The organism is Comamonas sp. FG99 (assembly GCF_057808605.1).
Map to the genome: position 1 here is coordinate 1 of NZ_JBMDII010000021.1, position 16262 is coordinate 16262.

At 67.8% G+C, this 16262-nt stretch carries 16 protein-coding genes; 12 read left to right on the forward strand and 4 right to left on the reverse strand.

Going from position 1 to position 16262, the window contains the following annotated elements; translation table 11 throughout:
* Positions 1-89 precede the first annotated feature (89 nt).
* Complete coding sequence (locus tag ACODRX_RS15020; protein ID WP_488872325.1) at positions 90-896, reverse strand: IclR family transcriptional regulator; 807 nt, start codon at positions 894-896, stop codon at positions 90-92.
* Between the two features lie 227 nt (positions 897-1123).
* Between ACODRX_RS15020 and sauS the strand changes: the two genes are divergently transcribed.
* The 3 genes from sauS to ACODRX_RS15035 all read left to right on the forward strand — a co-directional run bounded on the left by sauS (position 1124) and on the right by ACODRX_RS15035 (position 5582).
* Positions 1124-2563, forward strand: coding sequence for an acylating sulfoacetaldehyde dehydrogenase (sauS, locus tag ACODRX_RS15025; RefSeq protein ID WP_488872326.1), 1440 nt, complete (start codon positions 1124-1126; stop codon positions 2561-2563).
* Positions 2560-4104 carry an AMP-binding protein gene (locus ACODRX_RS15030; RefSeq protein ID WP_488872327.1) on the forward strand — a complete coding sequence of 515 codons (1545 nt, stop codon included), beginning with the start codon at positions 2560-2562 and terminating at the stop codon, positions 4102-4104. The genes sauS and ACODRX_RS15030 overlap by 4 nt, the downstream gene beginning before the upstream one ends.
* Positions 4105-4277: 173 nt before the next feature.
* Entirely contained in the window at positions 4278-5582 is a 1305-nt protein-coding gene (locus ACODRX_RS15035; RefSeq protein WP_488872328.1) for an MFS transporter, read from the forward strand.
* A gap of 15 nt (positions 5583-5597) precedes the next feature.
* Here the strand turns inward: ACODRX_RS15035 and ACODRX_RS15040 are convergent, their stop codons facing one another.
* The 3 genes from ACODRX_RS15040 to ACODRX_RS15050 form a co-directional block, all read right to left on the reverse strand.
* Positions 5598-6473: a sulfurtransferase gene (locus ACODRX_RS15040; RefSeq protein ID WP_488872329.1), complete on the reverse strand. Its 876-nt coding sequence runs from the start codon at positions 6471-6473 to the stop codon at positions 5598-5600.
* A gap of 50 nt (positions 6474-6523) precedes the next feature.
* Positions 6524-7402, reverse strand: coding sequence for a DMT family transporter (locus ACODRX_RS15045; RefSeq protein ID WP_488872330.1), 879 nt, complete (start codon positions 7400-7402; stop codon positions 6524-6526).
* Positions 7403-7482: 80 nt separating this feature from the next.
* Positions 7483-8622 (reverse strand): aromatic ring-hydroxylating oxygenase subunit alpha, encoded by a 1140-nt coding sequence (locus tag ACODRX_RS15050; RefSeq protein WP_488872331.1) that lies wholly within the window; start codon positions 8620-8622, stop codon positions 7483-7485.
* A gap of 228 nt (positions 8623-8850) precedes the next feature.
* Between ACODRX_RS15050 and xseB the strand changes: the two genes are divergently transcribed.
* From xseB to ACODRX_RS15095, 9 genes are all read left to right on the forward strand, one after another.
* Positions 8851-9093, forward strand: coding sequence for an exodeoxyribonuclease VII small subunit (gene xseB / locus ACODRX_RS15055; protein WP_488872332.1), 243 nt, complete (start codon positions 8851-8853; stop codon positions 9091-9093).
* Entirely contained in the window at positions 9090-10013 is a 924-nt protein-coding gene (locus ACODRX_RS15060) for a polyprenyl synthetase family protein (protein ID WP_488872333.1), read from the forward strand. Before xseB ends, ACODRX_RS15060 begins: the two co-directional genes overlap by 4 nt.
* Positions 10014-10071: 58 nt before the next feature.
* Positions 10072-11976 (forward strand): 1-deoxy-D-xylulose-5-phosphate synthase, encoded by a 1905-nt coding sequence (gene dxs / locus ACODRX_RS15065; protein WP_488872334.1) that lies wholly within the window; start codon positions 10072-10074, stop codon positions 11974-11976.
* Positions 11977-12117: 141 nt separating this feature from the next.
* Positions 12118-13200, forward strand: a complete 1083-nt coding sequence (locus ACODRX_RS15070; protein WP_488872335.1) for a TRAP transporter substrate-binding protein — start codon at positions 12118-12120, stop codon at positions 13198-13200.
* A gap of 200 nt (positions 13201-13400) precedes the next feature.
* Entirely contained in the window at positions 13401-14123 is a 723-nt protein-coding gene (locus tag ACODRX_RS15075) for a 2OG-Fe(II) oxygenase (protein ID WP_488872336.1), read from the forward strand.
* Between the two features lie 6 nt (positions 14124-14129).
* A complete protein-coding gene (gene alkB, locus ACODRX_RS15080; protein ID WP_488872337.1) occupies positions 14130-14774 on the forward strand; it encodes a DNA oxidative demethylase AlkB in 645 nt (214 codons plus the stop codon).
* A 21-nt stretch (positions 14775-14795) separates the two neighbouring features.
* Complete coding sequence (locus tag ACODRX_RS15085; RefSeq protein ID WP_488872338.1) at positions 14796-15356, forward strand: methylated-DNA--[protein]-cysteine S-methyltransferase; 561 nt, start codon at positions 14796-14798, stop codon at positions 15354-15356.
* A gap of 2 nt (positions 15357-15358) precedes the next feature.
* On the forward strand, positions 15359-15985 hold the full coding sequence (locus ACODRX_RS15090) for a 2OG-Fe(II) oxygenase (protein ID WP_488872339.1): 627 nt from the start codon (positions 15359-15361) through the stop codon (positions 15983-15985).
* Positions 15961-16236 carry an Ada metal-binding domain-containing protein gene (locus tag ACODRX_RS15095; RefSeq protein WP_488872340.1) on the forward strand — a complete coding sequence of 92 codons (276 nt, stop codon included), beginning with the start codon at positions 15961-15963 and terminating at the stop codon, positions 16234-16236. The genes ACODRX_RS15090 and ACODRX_RS15095 overlap by 25 nt, the downstream gene beginning before the upstream one ends.
* Positions 16237-16262: the final 26 nt, after the last annotated feature.

Below are 16262 nucleotides of genomic sequence, written 5' to 3' on the forward strand. Positions count from 1 at the left end.
CGTGTGAAAGTAGGTCATCGTCAGGCTTCTACAACCGCAATACCCCCCGCGCCTCTCCGGCCGGGGGGTTTTGTCTTTGGAGCCAGGAGTCATTTGCCCGCCGAGGCATCAAGGCGCGGAATGCGCTCGTCGGGAACATCGAAGGTCTGCGCAAGCCGTCCGGCGACATCCCGCAGCCGGGGCGTCCAGGCCAGCAGTTCGGCCATGCTGACCTGCCGGGCGCTGGCCTGGATGGCGACGGCAGCGCTGGCCTTGTGCGGGGTGAGCATGACCGGTACCGCGATGGCGATGATGCCGCTGATGTATTCGCCGCGATTCACCCCCAGGCGCTTCCTGCGTGTCTCATCCAGCTCCGCGCGCAGTTGCGTGGCATCGGAGATGGTGAGCTCGGTCCAATGCCGCAGCGGCAGGCGGCGCAAAAGCCTTTCGCGCTGTTGCTTGGGCAGCAGGCTCATGAGCAGCTTGCCGCTGGCGGTGCAATGGAAGGGCACGCGCGTGCCAGGCGTGAGCTTGGTATTCGCGCTCCAGTTGGCCTCCACCCGGTCCAGATAGACCACGGCATCGCCGCTGGAGATGGCCAGGTTGCAACTGGCCTGGACCTTGTCGGCCAGCTCCTGCAGGATGGCGCGCCGCTCGGCGGCCGGCCCTATGGTCATCAGCAGGTCGATGGCCATCTGCCGCACCCGGCTGGAGCAGACATAGCGGTGCTGGCCGGGCCCGTCGCGATTGACCAGCCACGCCGATTCCAGCTGCTTGAGCAGCCGGTGCACCGATTGCCTGGGCAGGTCCATGCGTGTGCTGATGTCGCTGAGCGCCAGCGGCTCGCGGGCCTGTGCCAGCAGTTCGATGATGCGAAATGCGCGAATGGCGGCGGCATTGGATTGGGTGGATGTCATGGGGGCTGACCTGGTTGGCATGGCGGCATGCGGCCATCTTGTCCCGAAATCCGCACTTTTGCATCGGTGTTCGCTGGGGTATCGCGCAAAACGCAAAAAACGGGACACCTGTTTTTCTCCAGCCCCTAGCCTTTGCAACAGACCAGCCCGAGGGTGGCAACGCGATGGCCAGAGCTTCGCGGCTGCCATGTCTGTTGGCTCGGTTGATTTCAGCAAAGGAGCAAACGATGGAAGTCCGGGAGATTTCGACAGCGCAGCCACCCAGCGCGCAGCAGGTGGTTGCCGCCCTCGTGCGGCGGGCGCGCACGGCGCAGGCAAGCCTTGCCGGCCTTGGGCAGCAGGGCATGGACGATGCGGTCGCGGCGGTGGGCTGGGCCATCATGGAGCCGGGCCGCAACCGGCGCCTGGCGGAGCTGGCCGTGGCGCAGACGGGGCTGGGCAATGTGGGCGACAAGATCACCAAGAACCACCGCAAGACCCTGGGCCTGCTGCGCGACCTCAAGGGCGTGCGCACGCACGGCATGATCGCCGACAGCAAGTCCACGGGCATCACCGAGTTTGCCCGTCCCGTGGGGGTGGTCGCGGCGGTCACTCCGTCGACCAATCCGGGCGCGACGCCGGCGAACAACATCATCAATGCGCTCAAGTGCGGCAATGCGGTGATCGTCGCCCCTTCGCCCAAGGGCCTGGCGGTGAGCCGGATGCTGCTGGACTTCATCCATGCACAGCTGCGCAAATGCGGCTTGCCCGCGGACCTGGTGCAGGTGCTGCCCGGGCCGATCAGCAAGGCATTGAGCGCCGAGCTCATGCAGCAGGCGGACTTGGTGATCGCCACCGGCTCGCAGGCGAATGTGCGCATGGCCTATACCTGCGGTACCCCGGCGTTTGGTGTGGGCGCGGGGAATGTGGCATCCATCGTGGATGGCTCGGCCGATGTGAGGCAGGCCGCCAGCCTGATCGTGGCGTCCAAGGCCTTCGACCACGCGACAAGCTGCTCGTCGGAGAACAGCCTGGTGCTGCTGGACGATGTTTGGGAGGCGATGCTGCAGGCCTTGCGCGAGCAGGGCGCGCTGCTGCTGGACAGCGCGGAGAAGGCGCGCCTGCAGGCCATCATGTGGCGCCATGGCAAGCTGAGCGATGCGGTCACCGGCAAGTCTGCGCGGCATATTGCCGAGCTGGCGGGCGTGGACTGGCGCGGCCGCATTGCGCAGGAGGCGCCTGCCGTGCTGATGGTGGAGGAGGGCGGCATCGGCGAGGCGCATCCATTCTCCGGCGAGAAGCTGTCGCCGGTGCTGGCCATCTACCGCGCCGCGGACTTCGGCCAGGCCTGCGCCACGGTGCGCAGCATCTATGGCTACATGGGCGCGGGGCATTCGGTGAGCCTGCATTCGGCGCATGAGGAGCAGGCGCTCCACCTGGCGCAGCACCTGCCGGTGGCGCGGGTCATCGTCAACCAGGCGCATTGCTTTGCCACGGGGGGCAACTTCGACAACGGCCTGCCGTTTTCGCTTTCCATGGGCTGCGGCACCTGGGGCGGCAACAATTTCTCGGACAACCTGAACTACCGTTTCTACATGAACGTGACGCGCATCGCGCGCACGATCGCCGAGCGCCGGCCCGCTGTCGAAGACGTCCTGGGCGACTACTTCCAAAGGTGGGGAGCATGAGCGCGGACCGGGACATCCGCAGCATGGCCGAGCTGATCGACTGCCGAGCCAGGGAGCGTGGCGCGGCGCCCTTCATGATCAATGCGCAGAGCGGCCAGGAGCTGTCGTTCGCACGCCTGCGCGAGCAGGTGGCTCACCTGCGCAATCGCCTGGATGCCGCCGGGCTGCAGCCGGGCGACAAGGTTTCGGTCTACATGCCCAATGGGCCGCTGCCCGCACTGCTGCTGCTCGGCATCATGGCCGGCGGGCTGGTCGTCAACCCGATCAACCTGCTCAGCCAGCCGTCGCAGCTGGCCTATGTGCTGGGCCATTCGGATACGCGGCTGGTTTTCACCTGCCAGGAGCATTTGCCGGCCCTGCAGCAGGCGTTGGCGCAGGTGGAGCGCGAGGTGGGCGTGGCGCTGTGCGATCCGGAGTCCATGCGGGTGCCACCGGTTCCCGTGCTGGCCGGCGGTGCCAGCCCGGGGCAGCTGCTCGCCCATCGCATCCAGCCCGGCGAGCCGGCGCTGATCATGTACACCTCGGGCACCACCGGGGTCCCGAAGGGCGTGTTGCTCAGCCATGCGAACCTGATCGCGAACGCGGGCAGCACCAGCGATGTGCACCAGCTGGCCGAGCGCGACCGGGTGATGGTGTCGCTGCCGCTCTACCACATCAATGCGCTGGTGGTGGCGCTGGTGACGCCGCTGTTCCATGGCGGCTCGCTGGTGATGGTGCCCAGGTTCTCGGCCAGCACCTTCTGGGCGGACGTGTGCAGGTTTGGCTGCACCTGGATCAATGTGGTGCCCACCATCATCGCCTACCTGCTCAACGACGCGGCGGGCGCCGCTGGCCTTGGCCTGCAAGGCATACGGTTTTGCCGCTCCGCCTCGGCCGCGCTGGCGCCCGAGCACCATCGCGCCTTCGAGGCGCGTTTCGGCCTGGGCATCATCGAGACCATGGGGCTGACCGAGACCGCGGCACCCGCGTTCAGCAATCCGCTGGATGCGAAGCAGCGCCGCGTCGGCAGCGTGGGGCGGCCCGCCGGAACCCGGGCGGCGGTGATCGGCCCGGACGGCCGTCCCGCTCCCACCGGCGAGCGCGGCGAGATCGTGCTGCAGGGGCCGAACGTGATGCAAGGCTACTACAAGGACCCGGAGCGCACGCGCGAGGCCTTCACTCCGGACGGCTGGCTGCGCACCGGAGACATCGGCTACCAGGATGCGGACGGCTTCTTCTACGTTACCGGGCGCTCGAAGGAGCTGATCATCAAGGGCGGCGAGAACATCGCGCCGCGTGAGATCGACGAGGCCGTGCTGCGGCACCCGGGCGTGCTGGAGGCCGCGGCGGTGGGGGTGCCCCATGCCGAGTACGGCCAGGACATCGCCGTCTACCTGGTGATGCGGCAAGGCGTGGCATTCGATGCGGCCGAGTTGCGCCGCCACTGCCTTGCCGAGCTGGGCAGCTACAAGTGCCCGAGCCGCTTCGTGCCGATGGCCGAGCTGCCGCGCGGGCCGTCCGGCAAGCTGCAGCGCCTGAAGCTGCTGCAGCAGGCTGTCTGAAAGGGCCGCGCCGCAGGCGCGGGCCGGCGCTGCGCCGTGCCCCCGGCCATCTGCAGAAAGGAGGAGCTGCTGCTTTCGTCCGCGCGCGGCGCGCATTCCAAGGCGCTGCCGCCCATGCAATGAAACAAGACCCCCCGGCGCATGCGCCGAGGCACGGGTCCAAGGAGACAAAGATGCAACGCAGGGTCAAGACCCATCACATGATTCTGGGCGTGATGTGCCTGATGTACTTCATCGCCTATATCGATCGGGTGAACATGTCGGTTGCCGCCCCGATGATCAAGGAGGAAATGGGCCTGAGCAATCTGCAGCTGGGCCTGGTGTTCTCGGCCTTCGCCTATCCGTATGCGGCGATGCAGATCATGGGCGGCTGGCTGGCCGACCGTTTCGGGCCGCACAAGGTGCTGGCGGTGCTGTCGCTGATCTGGGGCGCGGCCACCTTGCTGACCGGCTTTGTCGGTTCGCTGGCGGCCCTGCTGGTGCTGCGTCTGGCGCTTGGCCTGGGCGAGGGCGGCGCGTTTCCCACCGCCACGCGGGCGTTCACCTACTGGATTCCAGTGGCGCAGCGCGGTTTTGCGCAGGGCATCACGCACTCGTTCTCGCGCCTGGGCGGCGCGGTCACGCCGCCGCTGGTTGTAGCCATCATCGCGATTGCGGGCTGGCGCGAATCCTTTGTGGTGCTGGGCGTGGTGAGCCTGGGCTGGACCGTGCTGTACTGGTTCAGCTTCCGCGATACGCCGCAGCAGCACCCGCGCATCACAGCCGAGGAACTGGCCGAGATCAACGTGGGCCGCAGCGACAAGCCCAAGGCCGACAAGGGTCCGACGCCATGGCGGCGCCTGATCGGCGGCATGTGGAAGGTCACCCTGGTGGATTTCTGCTATGGCTGGACGCTGTGGGTGTTCCTCACCTGGCTGCCTTCGTACCTGAAGGATGCTCGCGGCTTCAACCTCAAGGAGATGGCGCTGTACACCGCGCTGCCGCTGCTCGCCGGCGTGGTCGGTGATACGCTGGGCGGCATCGTCTCCGACCGGCTGTTCACCCGCACCGGCAACCTGCGCCTGGCACGCATCTCGGTACTGGTGTTCGGCCTGGTGGGGGCGCTGGTGTTCATGGTGCCGATGATCTCGGTGGACAGCGCCATGGCGGCCGTGCTGCTGCTGTCGGCCTCGTTCTTCTGCCTGGAGCTGACCAATGCGGTGCTGTGGAGCTTGCCGATCGACATCGCCGGCGACTATGCCGGCACCGCATCGGGCATGATGAACACCGGCTTTGGCGTTGCCGGCATGGTCTCTCCGGTGGTCTTCGGCTACCTGATCCAGACCACCGGCAGCTATTCGCTGCCCTTCATGATATCTGCCGGCCTGCTGGGGTTTGGCGCGGTAATGGCGCTGTTCATCAATCCGTTGCGCACGGTCAGGCGGCTGCCGCCGAATCCGACCGTGGGCATGCACTGGTCGGGTGCCGGCTCCAGCTAGCCCGGCCGGGGCCGCTCAGCCCTTCTCCACCGGCCGGCCGGGGTCGCTGCACCATTCGCTCCAGCTGCCGGCAAACAGCGCACTGGGTGCATAGCCGGCGATTTCCATGGCGATGAGGTTGGGCAGCGCACTGACGCCGCTGCCGCACTGGTGGACCACGCCGGAGGTGTCATGCCCCGCCAGCAGCTGCTCGAATTCGGCGCGCAGCTCGGCTGCCGGCTTGAAGCGGCCGCTGGCCGCGATGTTGGCGGTGAACGGGCGATTCAAGGCGCCGGGAATGTGGCCGGCGACCGGGTCCAGCGGCTCCACCTCGCCGCGATAGCGCGCCGGCGCGCGGGCGTCGACCACCGTCTGGCCGGGCTGGCCCAGCGCCGCCTGCACCTGGGCGGCGCTGCGCAGCTCGCGCAGCGGCGGCCCGAGTTCGAAGTTCGACTGGAAATGGGCGGCGGGCGCGCCGGCCTCTGCCGGGCCGCCCGCGGCCTGCCAGGCCTGCCAGCCGCCGTCGAGCACCGCAACCGCATCGTGGCCCAGCCATTTGAGCATCCACCACAGGCGACCGGCGTAGTTGACGCCGTTGCGGTCGTAGACGACGGCTTGCATGTCGTTGCGCAAGCCGGTTTGCGACAGCCAGATCGCAAAGCGCTCGCGGCTGGGCAGCGGGTGGCGGCCGCCCGAGGCGGTGGGCGGCGCCTCGGTGCCAATGGCGTGGACGCTCAGGTCCTTGTCGAGGTCGGCATGGATCGCGCCGGGGATATGGGCCTCAAGGTACTGCTCGCGGCCGGCGGCCGGATGGGCGAGGTCGAAGCTGCAGTCGAAAACCATCAGCGACTGGGGGGCGCTTGCCTGCAGCTGCTGCAGCTGGGCAACGGAAACGAGGTGGGTGTAAGGCATGTTGGCTGATCTCCTGTCCTGGCCACCTTATTTTGCACGCCGGCGAAGCCCTATCTGCGCAAGGTGGTGGCCACGATGCCGCTGCCCACGATCAAGGCCATGCCCAGCCAGCCGATGAGCGGGATCTGGTCGCCGAAGATCGCGATGCTGTAGATGCTGGCAAAGACGATGCCCGAGTACTGCAGCGTGGCGACGGTGAGCGTTGCGCGGCGGGTGGTGGCGCTGGCGTAGGCCTTGGTCATGCACAGCTGGCCGCCGGTGGCAAAGAGGCCCACGGGAATGAGCCACAGCGTCGGCCAGCCGGGAAAGGGCGAAGCGCCGAGGAAGCCCATGAGGATGGCCCCGGCGATCACCGAGCCCACCGAGAAGTAGAACACCACCCGCTCCTCGGGCTCGCCCAGGCGCGAGAGCGCCACCACCTGCATGTAGGCCAGTGCGGACAGCATGCCCGAGAGCAGCCCGAGCAGGCCGGCGAACATTTGCTCGTGGTCGAGGCTGGGGCGCAGCAGCAGCACCACGCCGGCGAAGCCGGCCAGCAGGGTCAGCACCATCGGGATCTGCAGGTCGGGCAGCGGCTGCTCGGGGCGCGGGCGCCATTGCAGCAGCACGCTGCCCACCACGAACAGGCCCACCCACAGGCTGCTCATGTAGTTCAGCGTCATGCCGGTGGCCAGGGGCAGCTTGCTCACGGTGTAGAACCACATGCCCATGGAGCAGGTGCCGACAAAGCTGCGCCAGACATGCATCATCGGGTAGCGGGTGCGCAGCCGTATCTGTTGCTTGCGCGCCAGCAGCCACAGCAGCACCATGCTGACCAGCCCGCGGTAGAAGATCACTTCGCCGGTATGGAAGTAGGCGGATGCATACTTGATGCAGACCCCCATGGTGGCGAACATGAAGGCGGCAACGACCATCCAGAGGGCTTGCATGGATCTGACTTTGGAATGAAAAAGCTGCTAGCGCTGATGAATGAAGCGCTAGCAGCTATTGATTTTATAGTTTTCGGATGTCAGCGCAGCGCAACTGCGTCGCCCATGTTACTGCGGTACCACTCGTGGAAATGCTGCATGCCGTCTTCCATGGGGCTCTGGTAGGGGCCGACCTCGTTGTCGCCGCGCTCGTACAGCGCGCGCCGGCCGGCGTCCATGCGCTCGGCGATCTCGTCGTCCTCGATGCAGGTCTCCATGTAGGCGGCGCGCTGGGCCTCGACGAACTCGGGCTCGAAGGCGCTGATTTCCTCGGGGTAGTAGAACTCCACCATGTTCAGCGTCTTTTCGGGGCTGATCGGGTGCAGCGTGGAGACGGTGAGCACATGCGGGTACCACTCGACCATGATGTGCGGGTAGTAGGTGAGCCAGATCGCACCGCGCTCGGGCATGGCGCCGCCGCGGTAGTTCAGCAGCACCTCGTGCCACTTCCTGTAGATATCGGAGCCGGGGCGGCCGAAGGTCGGGGCCACGCCCACGGTCTGCACCGAGTATTCCTTGCCGAACTCCCAGGTCAGATCGTCGCAGGTGACGAAGTTGCCCAGGCCGGGGTGGAAGGGGCCGACGTGGTAGTCCTCCAGATAGACCTCGATGAAGGTCTTCCAGTTGTAGTTGCACTCGTGCAGCTCGACATGGTTGAGCACGAAGCCGTCAAAGCTCAGCGCCGCGCGCGGGCCCATGCCGGCGAGGTCGGCGGCGATGTCGCGGCCGTTGTCCTCGAACAGCAGGCCGTTCCACTCGCGCAGCGGGTAGTTGTTCAGGTTCAGGCAGGGGTCGTGGGCGAAGTGCGGCGCGCCCAGCAGCTCGCCGCTGGGGCTGTAGGTCCAGCGGTGCAGCGGGCAGACGATATTGCCGCCGGCGCTGCCCTTTTGCTGGTGGTTCAGCGAGCCGCGGCCCTTGAGCATCACCGCCTGGCGGTGGCGGCACACGTTGGAGACCAGCTCTGCCTGGCCCTGGGCGTTGCGCACCAGGGCACGGCCTTCGCGCTCCTGCGGCAGCGCGAAATACTCGCCCGGCTCGGGAATCGCAAGCTGGTGCCCCACGTAGCGGGGGCCGGCCTTGAAGATGGTTTCCATCTCGCGCTCGAAGAGCTGCGGATCGAAGTAGCTTGAAACTGGAAGTTGGCTTGCGGCCTGCTGCAGTTGAAGACTTAAATCAGACATGGGTGACCTGACCTAAAGACTCCCCACAGGGAGGGTGCGCGTGCGCACGGAATAGAAAAAATGAAACCGGCGACATGCGGCCGGTTCAGCGAGGAATGGGATTATAGGCAGTGGGGTTATTCCCATGCGAATTTTGCGTGAATTGCAGCCATGGAGGCAAGCCAGCGCCGGCATCTGTGGCACACGGCCTAAAATCCCCCTTTTTACCCTGGCGACAGAACACAGCCCATGCCCAAGGCCGCGAGCAAGCAAACCCCCGACGAACCCGGCAGCTACGAAGCAGCCCTGCAGGAGCTGGAGGGCCTGGTCGCGCAGATCGAGTCCGGCCAGCTGCCGCTGGAGCAGATGCTGAGCAGCTACCAGCGCGGCGCGGCCCTGCTGGCCTATTGCCGTGGCAAGCTGGAGGCCGTGCAAGACCAGATCAAGCTGCTGGAAGATGGCCAGCTCAAGGCCTGGACCACTGAAGAATGACCGTGATGGATGCTATCGCCGCGCAAGCCGGCTTCGATACCTGGTGCCGCGAGGAACTCGCGCGCGTGGAGCGCGCGCTCGCCGAATGGATTGCCGCGGATGCGCCCGCCGGGCTGGGCGACCCGATGCGCTACGCGGTGCTCGACGGCGGCAAGCGCCTGCGGCCGCTGCTGGTGCTGGCTGCGGCGCAGTCGGGCGGCGGGCCGGATGCGCCCGGCAGCGAGGCCAGCCTGCGCGCGGCCTGCGCGGTGGAGCTGATCCATGCCTACTCGCTGGTGCACGACGACATGCCCTGCATGGACAACGATGTGCTGCGCCGCGGCAAGCCGACGGTGCATGTGCAGTTCGGCGAGGCGCGGGCGCTGCTGGCGGGCGATGCGCTGCAGGCGCTGGCGTTCGAGCTGCTCACGCCCGAGCACCTGCAGATCCCGGCCGCGCTGCAGGCCCGGCTGTGCCGCCAGCTGGCGCTGGCCGCGGGCTACAACGGCATGGCGGGCGGCCAGGCGATCGACCTGGCCAGCGTCGGCAAGCAGCTGAGCCGGACGCAGCTGCAGCAGATGCACCGGCTCAAGACGGGCGCGCTGCTGCAGGCCAGCGTCGAGATGGGCGCGGCCTGCGCCGGCATCCAGGGCGCGGCCTTCGAGGCGCTGCGCCGCTATGGCGCCAGCCTTGGGCTGGCCTTCCAGGTGATCGACGACGTGCTCGACGTGGTGGCCGATTCCGCCACGCTGGGCAAGACCGCGGGCAAGGATGCGGCGAGCGACAAGCCCACCTACGTGTCGCTGATGGGGCTGGACGCCGCGCGCGCCTACGCCGGCGAACTGCTGGCCGAGGCGCAGGCGGCGCTGGCCGAAAGCGGCCTGCCATCGGTGCAGCACCTGTCCGCGCTGGCGGACATGGTGGTGCGGCGCAGCCACTGAGCGTGGGCGCAGACCTTGAATACCCCGTGATACCCGATTGATTTCAGAATAGAGCGCTATGCCCACGAACCACTATCCCCTGCTCAGCCAGATCGACGATCCGGCCGATCTGCGCAAACTCTCGCGTGCCGAGCTCAAGAGCCTGGCCAAGGAGTTGCGGGAGTTCGTGCTGGAGAGCGTCTCCAAGACCGGCGGCCACCTGAGTTCCAACCTCGGCACGGTGGAGCTGACCATCGCCTTGCACGCGGTCTACCACACGCCGCGCGACCGCTTCGTGTGGGACGTGGGCCACCAGACCTACCCGCACAAGATCCTCACCGGCCGGCGCGACCGCATGCCGGGGCTGCGCCAGCTGGGCGGCATCTCCGGCTTTCCGCTGCGCAGCGAGAGCGAGTACGACGCCTTCGGCACCGCGCACTCCAGCACCAGCATCTCCGCAGCGCTGGGCATGGCCGAGGCCTCGCGGCTCAAGGGCGAGGAGCGGCAGGCGGTGGCCATCATCGGCGACGGCGCGATGACGGCCGGCATGGCCTTCGAGGCGCTGAACAACGCCGGCGTCTCCCAGGCGAACCTGCTCGTCATCTTGAACGACAACGACATGAGCATCAGCCCGCCGGTGGGCGCGCTCAACCGCTACCTGGCGCAGCTGATGAGCGGGCAGTTCTACTCCAAGGCGCGCGACGTGGGCAAGAGCGTGCTGCGCCAGGTGCCGCCGCTGCTGGAGCTGGCCAAGCGCCTGGAGCAGCAGGCCAAGGGCATGGTGGTGCCGGCCACGCTGTTCGAGAACTTCGGCTTCAACTACATCGGCCCCATCGATGGCCACGATCTCGATTCGCTGATCCCTACGCTGGAGAACATCCGCCAGCTCAAGGGCCCGCAGTTCCTGCATGTGGTCACCAAGAAAGGGCAGGGCTACAAGCTGGCCGAGGCCGATCCGGTGGCCTACCACGGCCCAGGCAAGTTCGATCCGCACATCGGCCTGGTCAAGCCCGCCACGCCGCCGAAGCAGACCTTCACCCAGGTCTTCGGCCAGTGGCTGTGCGACATGGCGGCCAAGGACGAGCGGCTGATCGGCATCACGCCCGCGATGCGCGAGGGCTCGGGCCTGGTGGAATTCGAGAAGCGCTTTCCCGCGCGCTATTTCGACGTCGGCATTGCCGAGCAGCATGCGGTCACCTTTGCCGCGGGCCTGGCCTGCGAGGGGCTCAAGCCGGTCGTCGCGATCTACTCCACCTTCCTGCAGCGCGCCTACGACCAGCTGATCCACGACGTGGCGCTGCAGAACCTGCCGGTGGTGTTCGCGCTCGACCGCGCGGGCCTGGTGGGCGCCGACGGCGCCACGCATGCCGGCAACTACGACATCCCCTTCGTGCGCTGCATTCCCAACATGAGCGTGGCCTGCCCGGCCGACGAGCGCGAATGCCGGCAGCTGCTGAGCAGCGCCTACGAGCAGGACCACCCGGTGACCGTGCGCTACCCGCGCGGCGCGGGCGTGGGCATCGCGCCCGAGGCCGGCCTGGCGGGCCTGCCGCTGGGCAAGGGCGAGATCCGCCGCCAGGCCAAGGGCCAAGGCGCCGGCCTGCCGCGCATCGCGATCCTGGCCTTCGGCACCCTGCTGTACCCGGCGCTGCAGGCCGCCGAGCGGCTGGATGCCAGCGTGGCCAACATGCGCTGGGCCAAGCCGCTCGATACCGAGCTGCTGCGGCAGATCGCGCAGTCGCACGATGCGCTGGTCACCGTCGAGGACGGCGCCATCATGGGCGGCGCGGGCAGCGCCGCGATGGAGGCGCTGCAGGCCATGGGCCTGGCCTTGCCGGTGCTGCAGCTGGGCTTTGCCGACGTGTTCATCGAGCATGGCGACCCGGCCAAGCTGCTGGCGCTGCAGGGGCTGGATGCGGCGGGCATCGAGGCCGCCATCCGCCGGCGCTTCGAGGCGGCCGGCAGGCAGTCGGCGGCCGCCTGAGGGGCTGGCCTTGCGTAGGATTGCGAAAGGGTTAACCCCCTTCTGTCATCTGCGCAACCATTTCTACAATTTCCCAGCTTCGTTGTGATGTAAAGTTTTGCGTCACAACGAACTGTGTTTATTTTTTAGGAGTGTGGATTCATGGACCGTCGTTCCCTGATCAAAAATGCCGGTATCGCTGGCGTGTTGGCCGCTGGCGTCGCGCCTGCCGTGCATGCCCAGGCCACGGTGCGCTGGCGCCTGGCTTCCAGCTTTCCGAAGTCGCTGGACACGATCTTTGGCTCGGCCGAAAAACTGTCCCAGGTGGTGAAGGAGATGTCCGGCGGCAAGTTCGAAATCTCGGTGCACCCGGCCGGCGAGCTGATGCCCGCCTTCGGCGTGGTGGATGCCTTGCAGAACGACACCATCGACATCGCCGAGACCGCCGCCTACTACTTCACCGGCAAGGACCCGATCTTCGCGTTCAGCTGTGCCGTGCCCTTCGGCCTGACCACGCTGCAGATCAACGCCTGGAAGGACCATGGCAACGGCCGCAAGCTGCTCGATGCCTTCTTCGCCAAGTACAACTTCAAGACGGCCAGCGCGGGCAACACCACCACCCAGATGGGCGGCTGGTACCGCAAGGAGATCAAGGCCGTCGCCGACCTGAAGGGCCTGAAGATGCGCCTGGGCGGCGGCGTGTTCGGCGAGGCCATGGCCAAGCTGGGCGTGGTGGCGCAGAACATGCCTGCTGGCGACGTGTACCAGGCGCTGGAGAAGGGCACGCTGGATGCTGCCGAATTCGTCGGCCCGTACGACGATGAAAAGCTCGGCTTCAACAAGGTCGCACCGTACTACTACTACCCCGGCTGGTGGGAAGGCAGCGCCGACCTGGAATTCTTCATCAACGTCAAGAAGTACAACGCGCTGTCGCCCGAGTTCAAGGCCATCCTCGACGCCGGCACGCGCGTGGCGGCGGCCGACATGACCTCCAAGTACCAGTTCGTCAACCCGCAGTCGCTCAAGCGCCTGGTGGCGAACAAGACCCAGCTGAAGATGTTCCCCAAGGCCGTGATGGACGCGGGCTTCAAGGCATCGATGGAGGTGTTCGCCGAGCACGAGGCCAAGTCGCCCGAGTTCAAGAAGATCCACCAGGACATGCGCGCCTTCCAGCGCGACCAGATCCTCTGGAACCGCTTCTCCGAGTTCCCGTTCAACCAGTACATGAACTCGGTCAAGATCTGACCGGCAGGCACAGGCGCCGCGCGGCGCCTTCCCGGTGCGAGAAGCCGCGGTGGTTGCCGCGGCTTTTCTTTTTCCGCGGCAGCCGCCGCGGCCTTTTCTTGGCGCGGCGGGAAAGATTCAAGCGCAAGGATCAGGGTGGCAACCCGGCCGTGGCTTTCTACACTGGCAGCAATATTGCACTTGTCCTGGCTTGTACCGCTATGCACCAGCCCTCTCTTGCCGCATTCGAGAACGCAGCGCCCCAGGCCGGCTGGGCGGGTATCGAGCACGCGCTCGACGCCCGTGGCCATGCGGTGCTGCCAGGGCTGCTGTCCGGGCCGCAGTGCGCCGGGATCGCCGCGCTCTATGCGCAGCCGCAGCACTTTCGCTCCCGCGTGGTGATGGCCCGCCATGGCTTCGGGCGCGGCGAGTACCAGTACTTCGCCTATCCGCTGCCGCCGCTGCTGGAGCGGCTGCGGCATGCGCTGTATCCGCGCCTCGTGCCGATCGCCAACCGCTGGAGCCGGCAGCTGGGCCTGGCCGCGCGGTACCCGCAAGGGCTGGATGCCTTTCTCGCGCAATGCCACGAGGCCGGCCAGCTTCGGCCAACGCCGCTGCTGCTGCAGTACCGCGAGGGCGACTACAACTGCCTGCACCAGGACCTGTATGGCGAGCATGTGTTCCCGCTGCAGGTGGCGATCCTGCTGTCCGAGCCCGGCAGGGATTTTTCTGGCGGCGAGTTCGTGATGACCGAGCTGGCGGGCAAGAGCCAGCACGCCCATGTGGTGGCGCTGCGCCAGGGCGATGCGGTGGTGTTCGCAGTGCACCAGCGGCCGGCCATGGGCGCGCGCGGCATGCGCAAGGCGGCCATGCGCCATGGCGTGAGCCTGGTGCGCAGCGGCCTGCGCCACACCGTGGGCCTGATCTTCCACGACGCGGGCTGAGCCGGCATGCAAACACCCTCCTTGTTCGAGACCGAAGCCACCAGCCAGCGCCTGGGGCCGGGCGCCATGCTGCTGCGCGGCTTTGCCTTGCCCTGGGTGGATGCGCTGTTGCCCGCGCTGGCCGGGATAGTGGCGGCGGCGCCGCCGCGCCATATGGTGACGCCCGGCGGCTTCAGCATGTCGGTGGCGCTCACGAACTGCGGCGCGCTGGGCTGGACCAGCGACCGGCGCGGCTACCGCTACAGCGCCACCGATCCCGGCAGCGGCCAGCCCTGGCCCGCCATGCCCGAGGCCTTTGCCCGGTTGGCCCGAGAGGCGGCGCTGGCGGCCGGGTTTGCGGGCTTCGCGCCCGATGCCTGCCTGGTCAACCGCTACCAGCCCGGGGCGCGGCTCTCGCTGCACCAGGACAAGGACGAGCGCGACTACGGCGCGCCCATCGTCTCGGTGTCGCTGGGCATGTGCGCCAGGTTCCTGTTCGGCGGCCATGCGCGCACCGACCCTGCGGTGAAGCTGCCGCTGTCGCACGGCGACGTGGTGGTGTGGGGCGGCCCCGACCGCCTGCGCTACCACGGTGTGATGCCGCTCAAGGATGAGCCGCATCCGCTGCTGGGCAGCCAGCGCATCAATCTCACTTTCCGCAAGGCGGGGTGAGCCGGTTCAAAGGAGTTCATCATGCACATGTTTCTGAGCCCGCTGGAGTCGCCCCTGGGAGGGATGCTGCTGGTCACCGATGCGCAGCAGGCGGTGCGGGCGCTGGATTTCGCCGACCACCGCGCGCACCTGCAGCGCGGCCTGCACGCGCACTACGGCAGCGTGGAACTGGACGAGATGCCCGCGCCCGTGGAGATCGCCAGCGCGCTGGCCCGCTATTTCGCGGGCGCGCTGGATGCCATCGATGCGTTGCGCACCGAGACGGCCGGATCGCCGCTGCAGCGCCAGGTCTGGGCCGCGCTGCGCGCAATTCCCGCGGGCACCACCACCAGCTACGGCAAGCTCGCCAAGGCGCTGGGCTTCGATGATCCGCGCGCGGCCATCGATATCGGCGCGGCCAACGGCGCCAATCCCATCGCCATCATCGTGCCGTGCCACCGCGTGATCGCCAGCAACGGCGATCTCAAGGGCTATGCCTGGGGCCTGCAGCGCAAGCGCTGGCTGCTGGAGCACGAGCGGGCCATCGCGCCCCCAAGGCCGGCGCCAGCCGTGGCGCAGACCGCTGCGCTGCCGGGGTTCTGAACATGGTGGCCGCCGCCGTGGAGCGCATCGACTGGGACCGCATTGCCGCACAGCTCGACAGCGACGGCCATGCGCTGCTGCCCGGCCTGCTGGGCGCGGATGCGGCGCGTGCGCTGGCCCGCCGCATACCGGTGGACGGGCTGGAGCCTGGGCAATTGCCCTTGGGCAGTTGCCTGCCGCAGCCGCTGCAGGCCTGGCGCAGCGCATGGCGGCCGCGCCTGGCGGCGATTGCCCGGCGCTGGAGCCAGGCCCTGGGCAGCGCCGGGAGCGATCCGCCCGCGCCGGCATCGTATGCCAGCCGCCTGCACGCCGGCAGCGGTCTGGCGCTGCGCCAGGGTGCGGCGCTGCAGGTCGTCGCGCTGCTGTCCGAGCCGGGCGTGGATTTCGCGGGCGGCGAATTCGTGATGACCGAGCAGCGCCCGCGCATGCAGTCGCGCGTGCTGGTGCTGCCGCTGGCGCTGGGCGACGTGGCCGTCATCGCCGCCGCCGCGCGGCCGGTGTGGGGTGCCCACGGCTGCTACCGGGTGCAGATGCGGCATGCCATCAGCCGCGTGCACAGCGGCGAGCGCATCGGCGTGGAGCTGGGCTTTGCGCTGGCATGGCGATGCGGCGCAAGCGCTTCACCCTGATCGGCCCCGACGGCAAGCCCTGCGCCAGCCCGGTGCCCGGCACGCTCGGCGGCCATCGTGGCGGCAAGCTGTATGGCCGCCTCGATTGCCGCGCGGCGCTGCAAGCGCTGGCCCGCGGCGGCTATGTGAAGCAGCGGGTGTTCTTTGCCGACGAGGCCACGGCCGTTGCCGCTGGCTACCGGCCCTGCGCGGTCTGCATGCCGGATGAATATGCGCGCTGGAAGTCAGGCACGGCTTCGCAATCAAGGTGAGAACGCGACGCGAAGCCATATGAGGC

Bases quoted from the DNA above. Each gene is read 5' to 3' on its own strand.
- ACODRX_RS15020 (WP_488872325.1), bottom strand. From the start codon at position 896: ATGACATCCACCCAATCCAATGCCGCCGCCATTCGCGCATTTCGCATC.
- sauS (WP_488872326.1), top strand. From the start codon at position 1,124: ATGGAAGTCCGGGAGATTTCGACAGCGCAGCCACCCAGCGCGCAGCAG.
- ACODRX_RS15030 (WP_488872327.1), top strand. From the start codon at position 2,560: ATGAGCGCGGACCGGGACATCCGCAGCATGGCCGAGCTGATCGACTGC.
- ACODRX_RS15035 (WP_488872328.1), top strand. From the start codon at position 4,278: ATGCAACGCAGGGTCAAGACCCATCACATGATTCTGGGCGTGATGTGC.
- ACODRX_RS15040 (WP_488872329.1), bottom strand. From the start codon at position 6,473: ATGCCTTACACCCACCTCGTTTCCGTTGCCCAGCTGCAGCAGCTGCAG.
- ACODRX_RS15045 (WP_488872330.1), bottom strand. From the start codon at position 7,402: ATGCAAGCCCTCTGGATGGTCGTTGCCGCCTTCATGTTCGCCACCATG.
- ACODRX_RS15050 (WP_488872331.1), bottom strand. From the start codon at position 8,622: ATGTCTGATTTAAGTCTTCAACTGCAGCAGGCCGCAAGCCAACTTCCA.
- xseB (WP_488872332.1), top strand. From the start codon at position 8,851: ATGCCCAAGGCCGCGAGCAAGCAAACCCCCGACGAACCCGGCAGCTAC.
- ACODRX_RS15060 (WP_488872333.1), top strand. From the start codon at position 9,090: ATGACCGTGATGGATGCTATCGCCGCGCAAGCCGGCTTCGATACCTGG.
- dxs (WP_488872334.1), top strand. From the start codon at position 10,072: ATGCCCACGAACCACTATCCCCTGCTCAGCCAGATCGACGATCCGGCC.
- ACODRX_RS15070 (WP_488872335.1), top strand. From the start codon at position 12,118: ATGGACCGTCGTTCCCTGATCAAAAATGCCGGTATCGCTGGCGTGTTG.
- ACODRX_RS15075 (WP_488872336.1), top strand. From the start codon at position 13,401: ATGCACCAGCCCTCTCTTGCCGCATTCGAGAACGCAGCGCCCCAGGCC.
- alkB (WP_488872337.1), top strand. From the start codon at position 14,130: ATGCAAACACCCTCCTTGTTCGAGACCGAAGCCACCAGCCAGCGCCTG.
- ACODRX_RS15085 (WP_488872338.1), top strand. From the start codon at position 14,796: ATGCACATGTTTCTGAGCCCGCTGGAGTCGCCCCTGGGAGGGATGCTG.
- ACODRX_RS15090 (WP_488872339.1), top strand. From the start codon at position 15,359: ATGGTGGCCGCCGCCGTGGAGCGCATCGACTGGGACCGCATTGCCGCA.
- ACODRX_RS15095 (WP_488872340.1), top strand. From the start codon at position 15,961: ATGCGGCGCAAGCGCTTCACCCTGATCGGCCCCGACGGCAAGCCCTGC.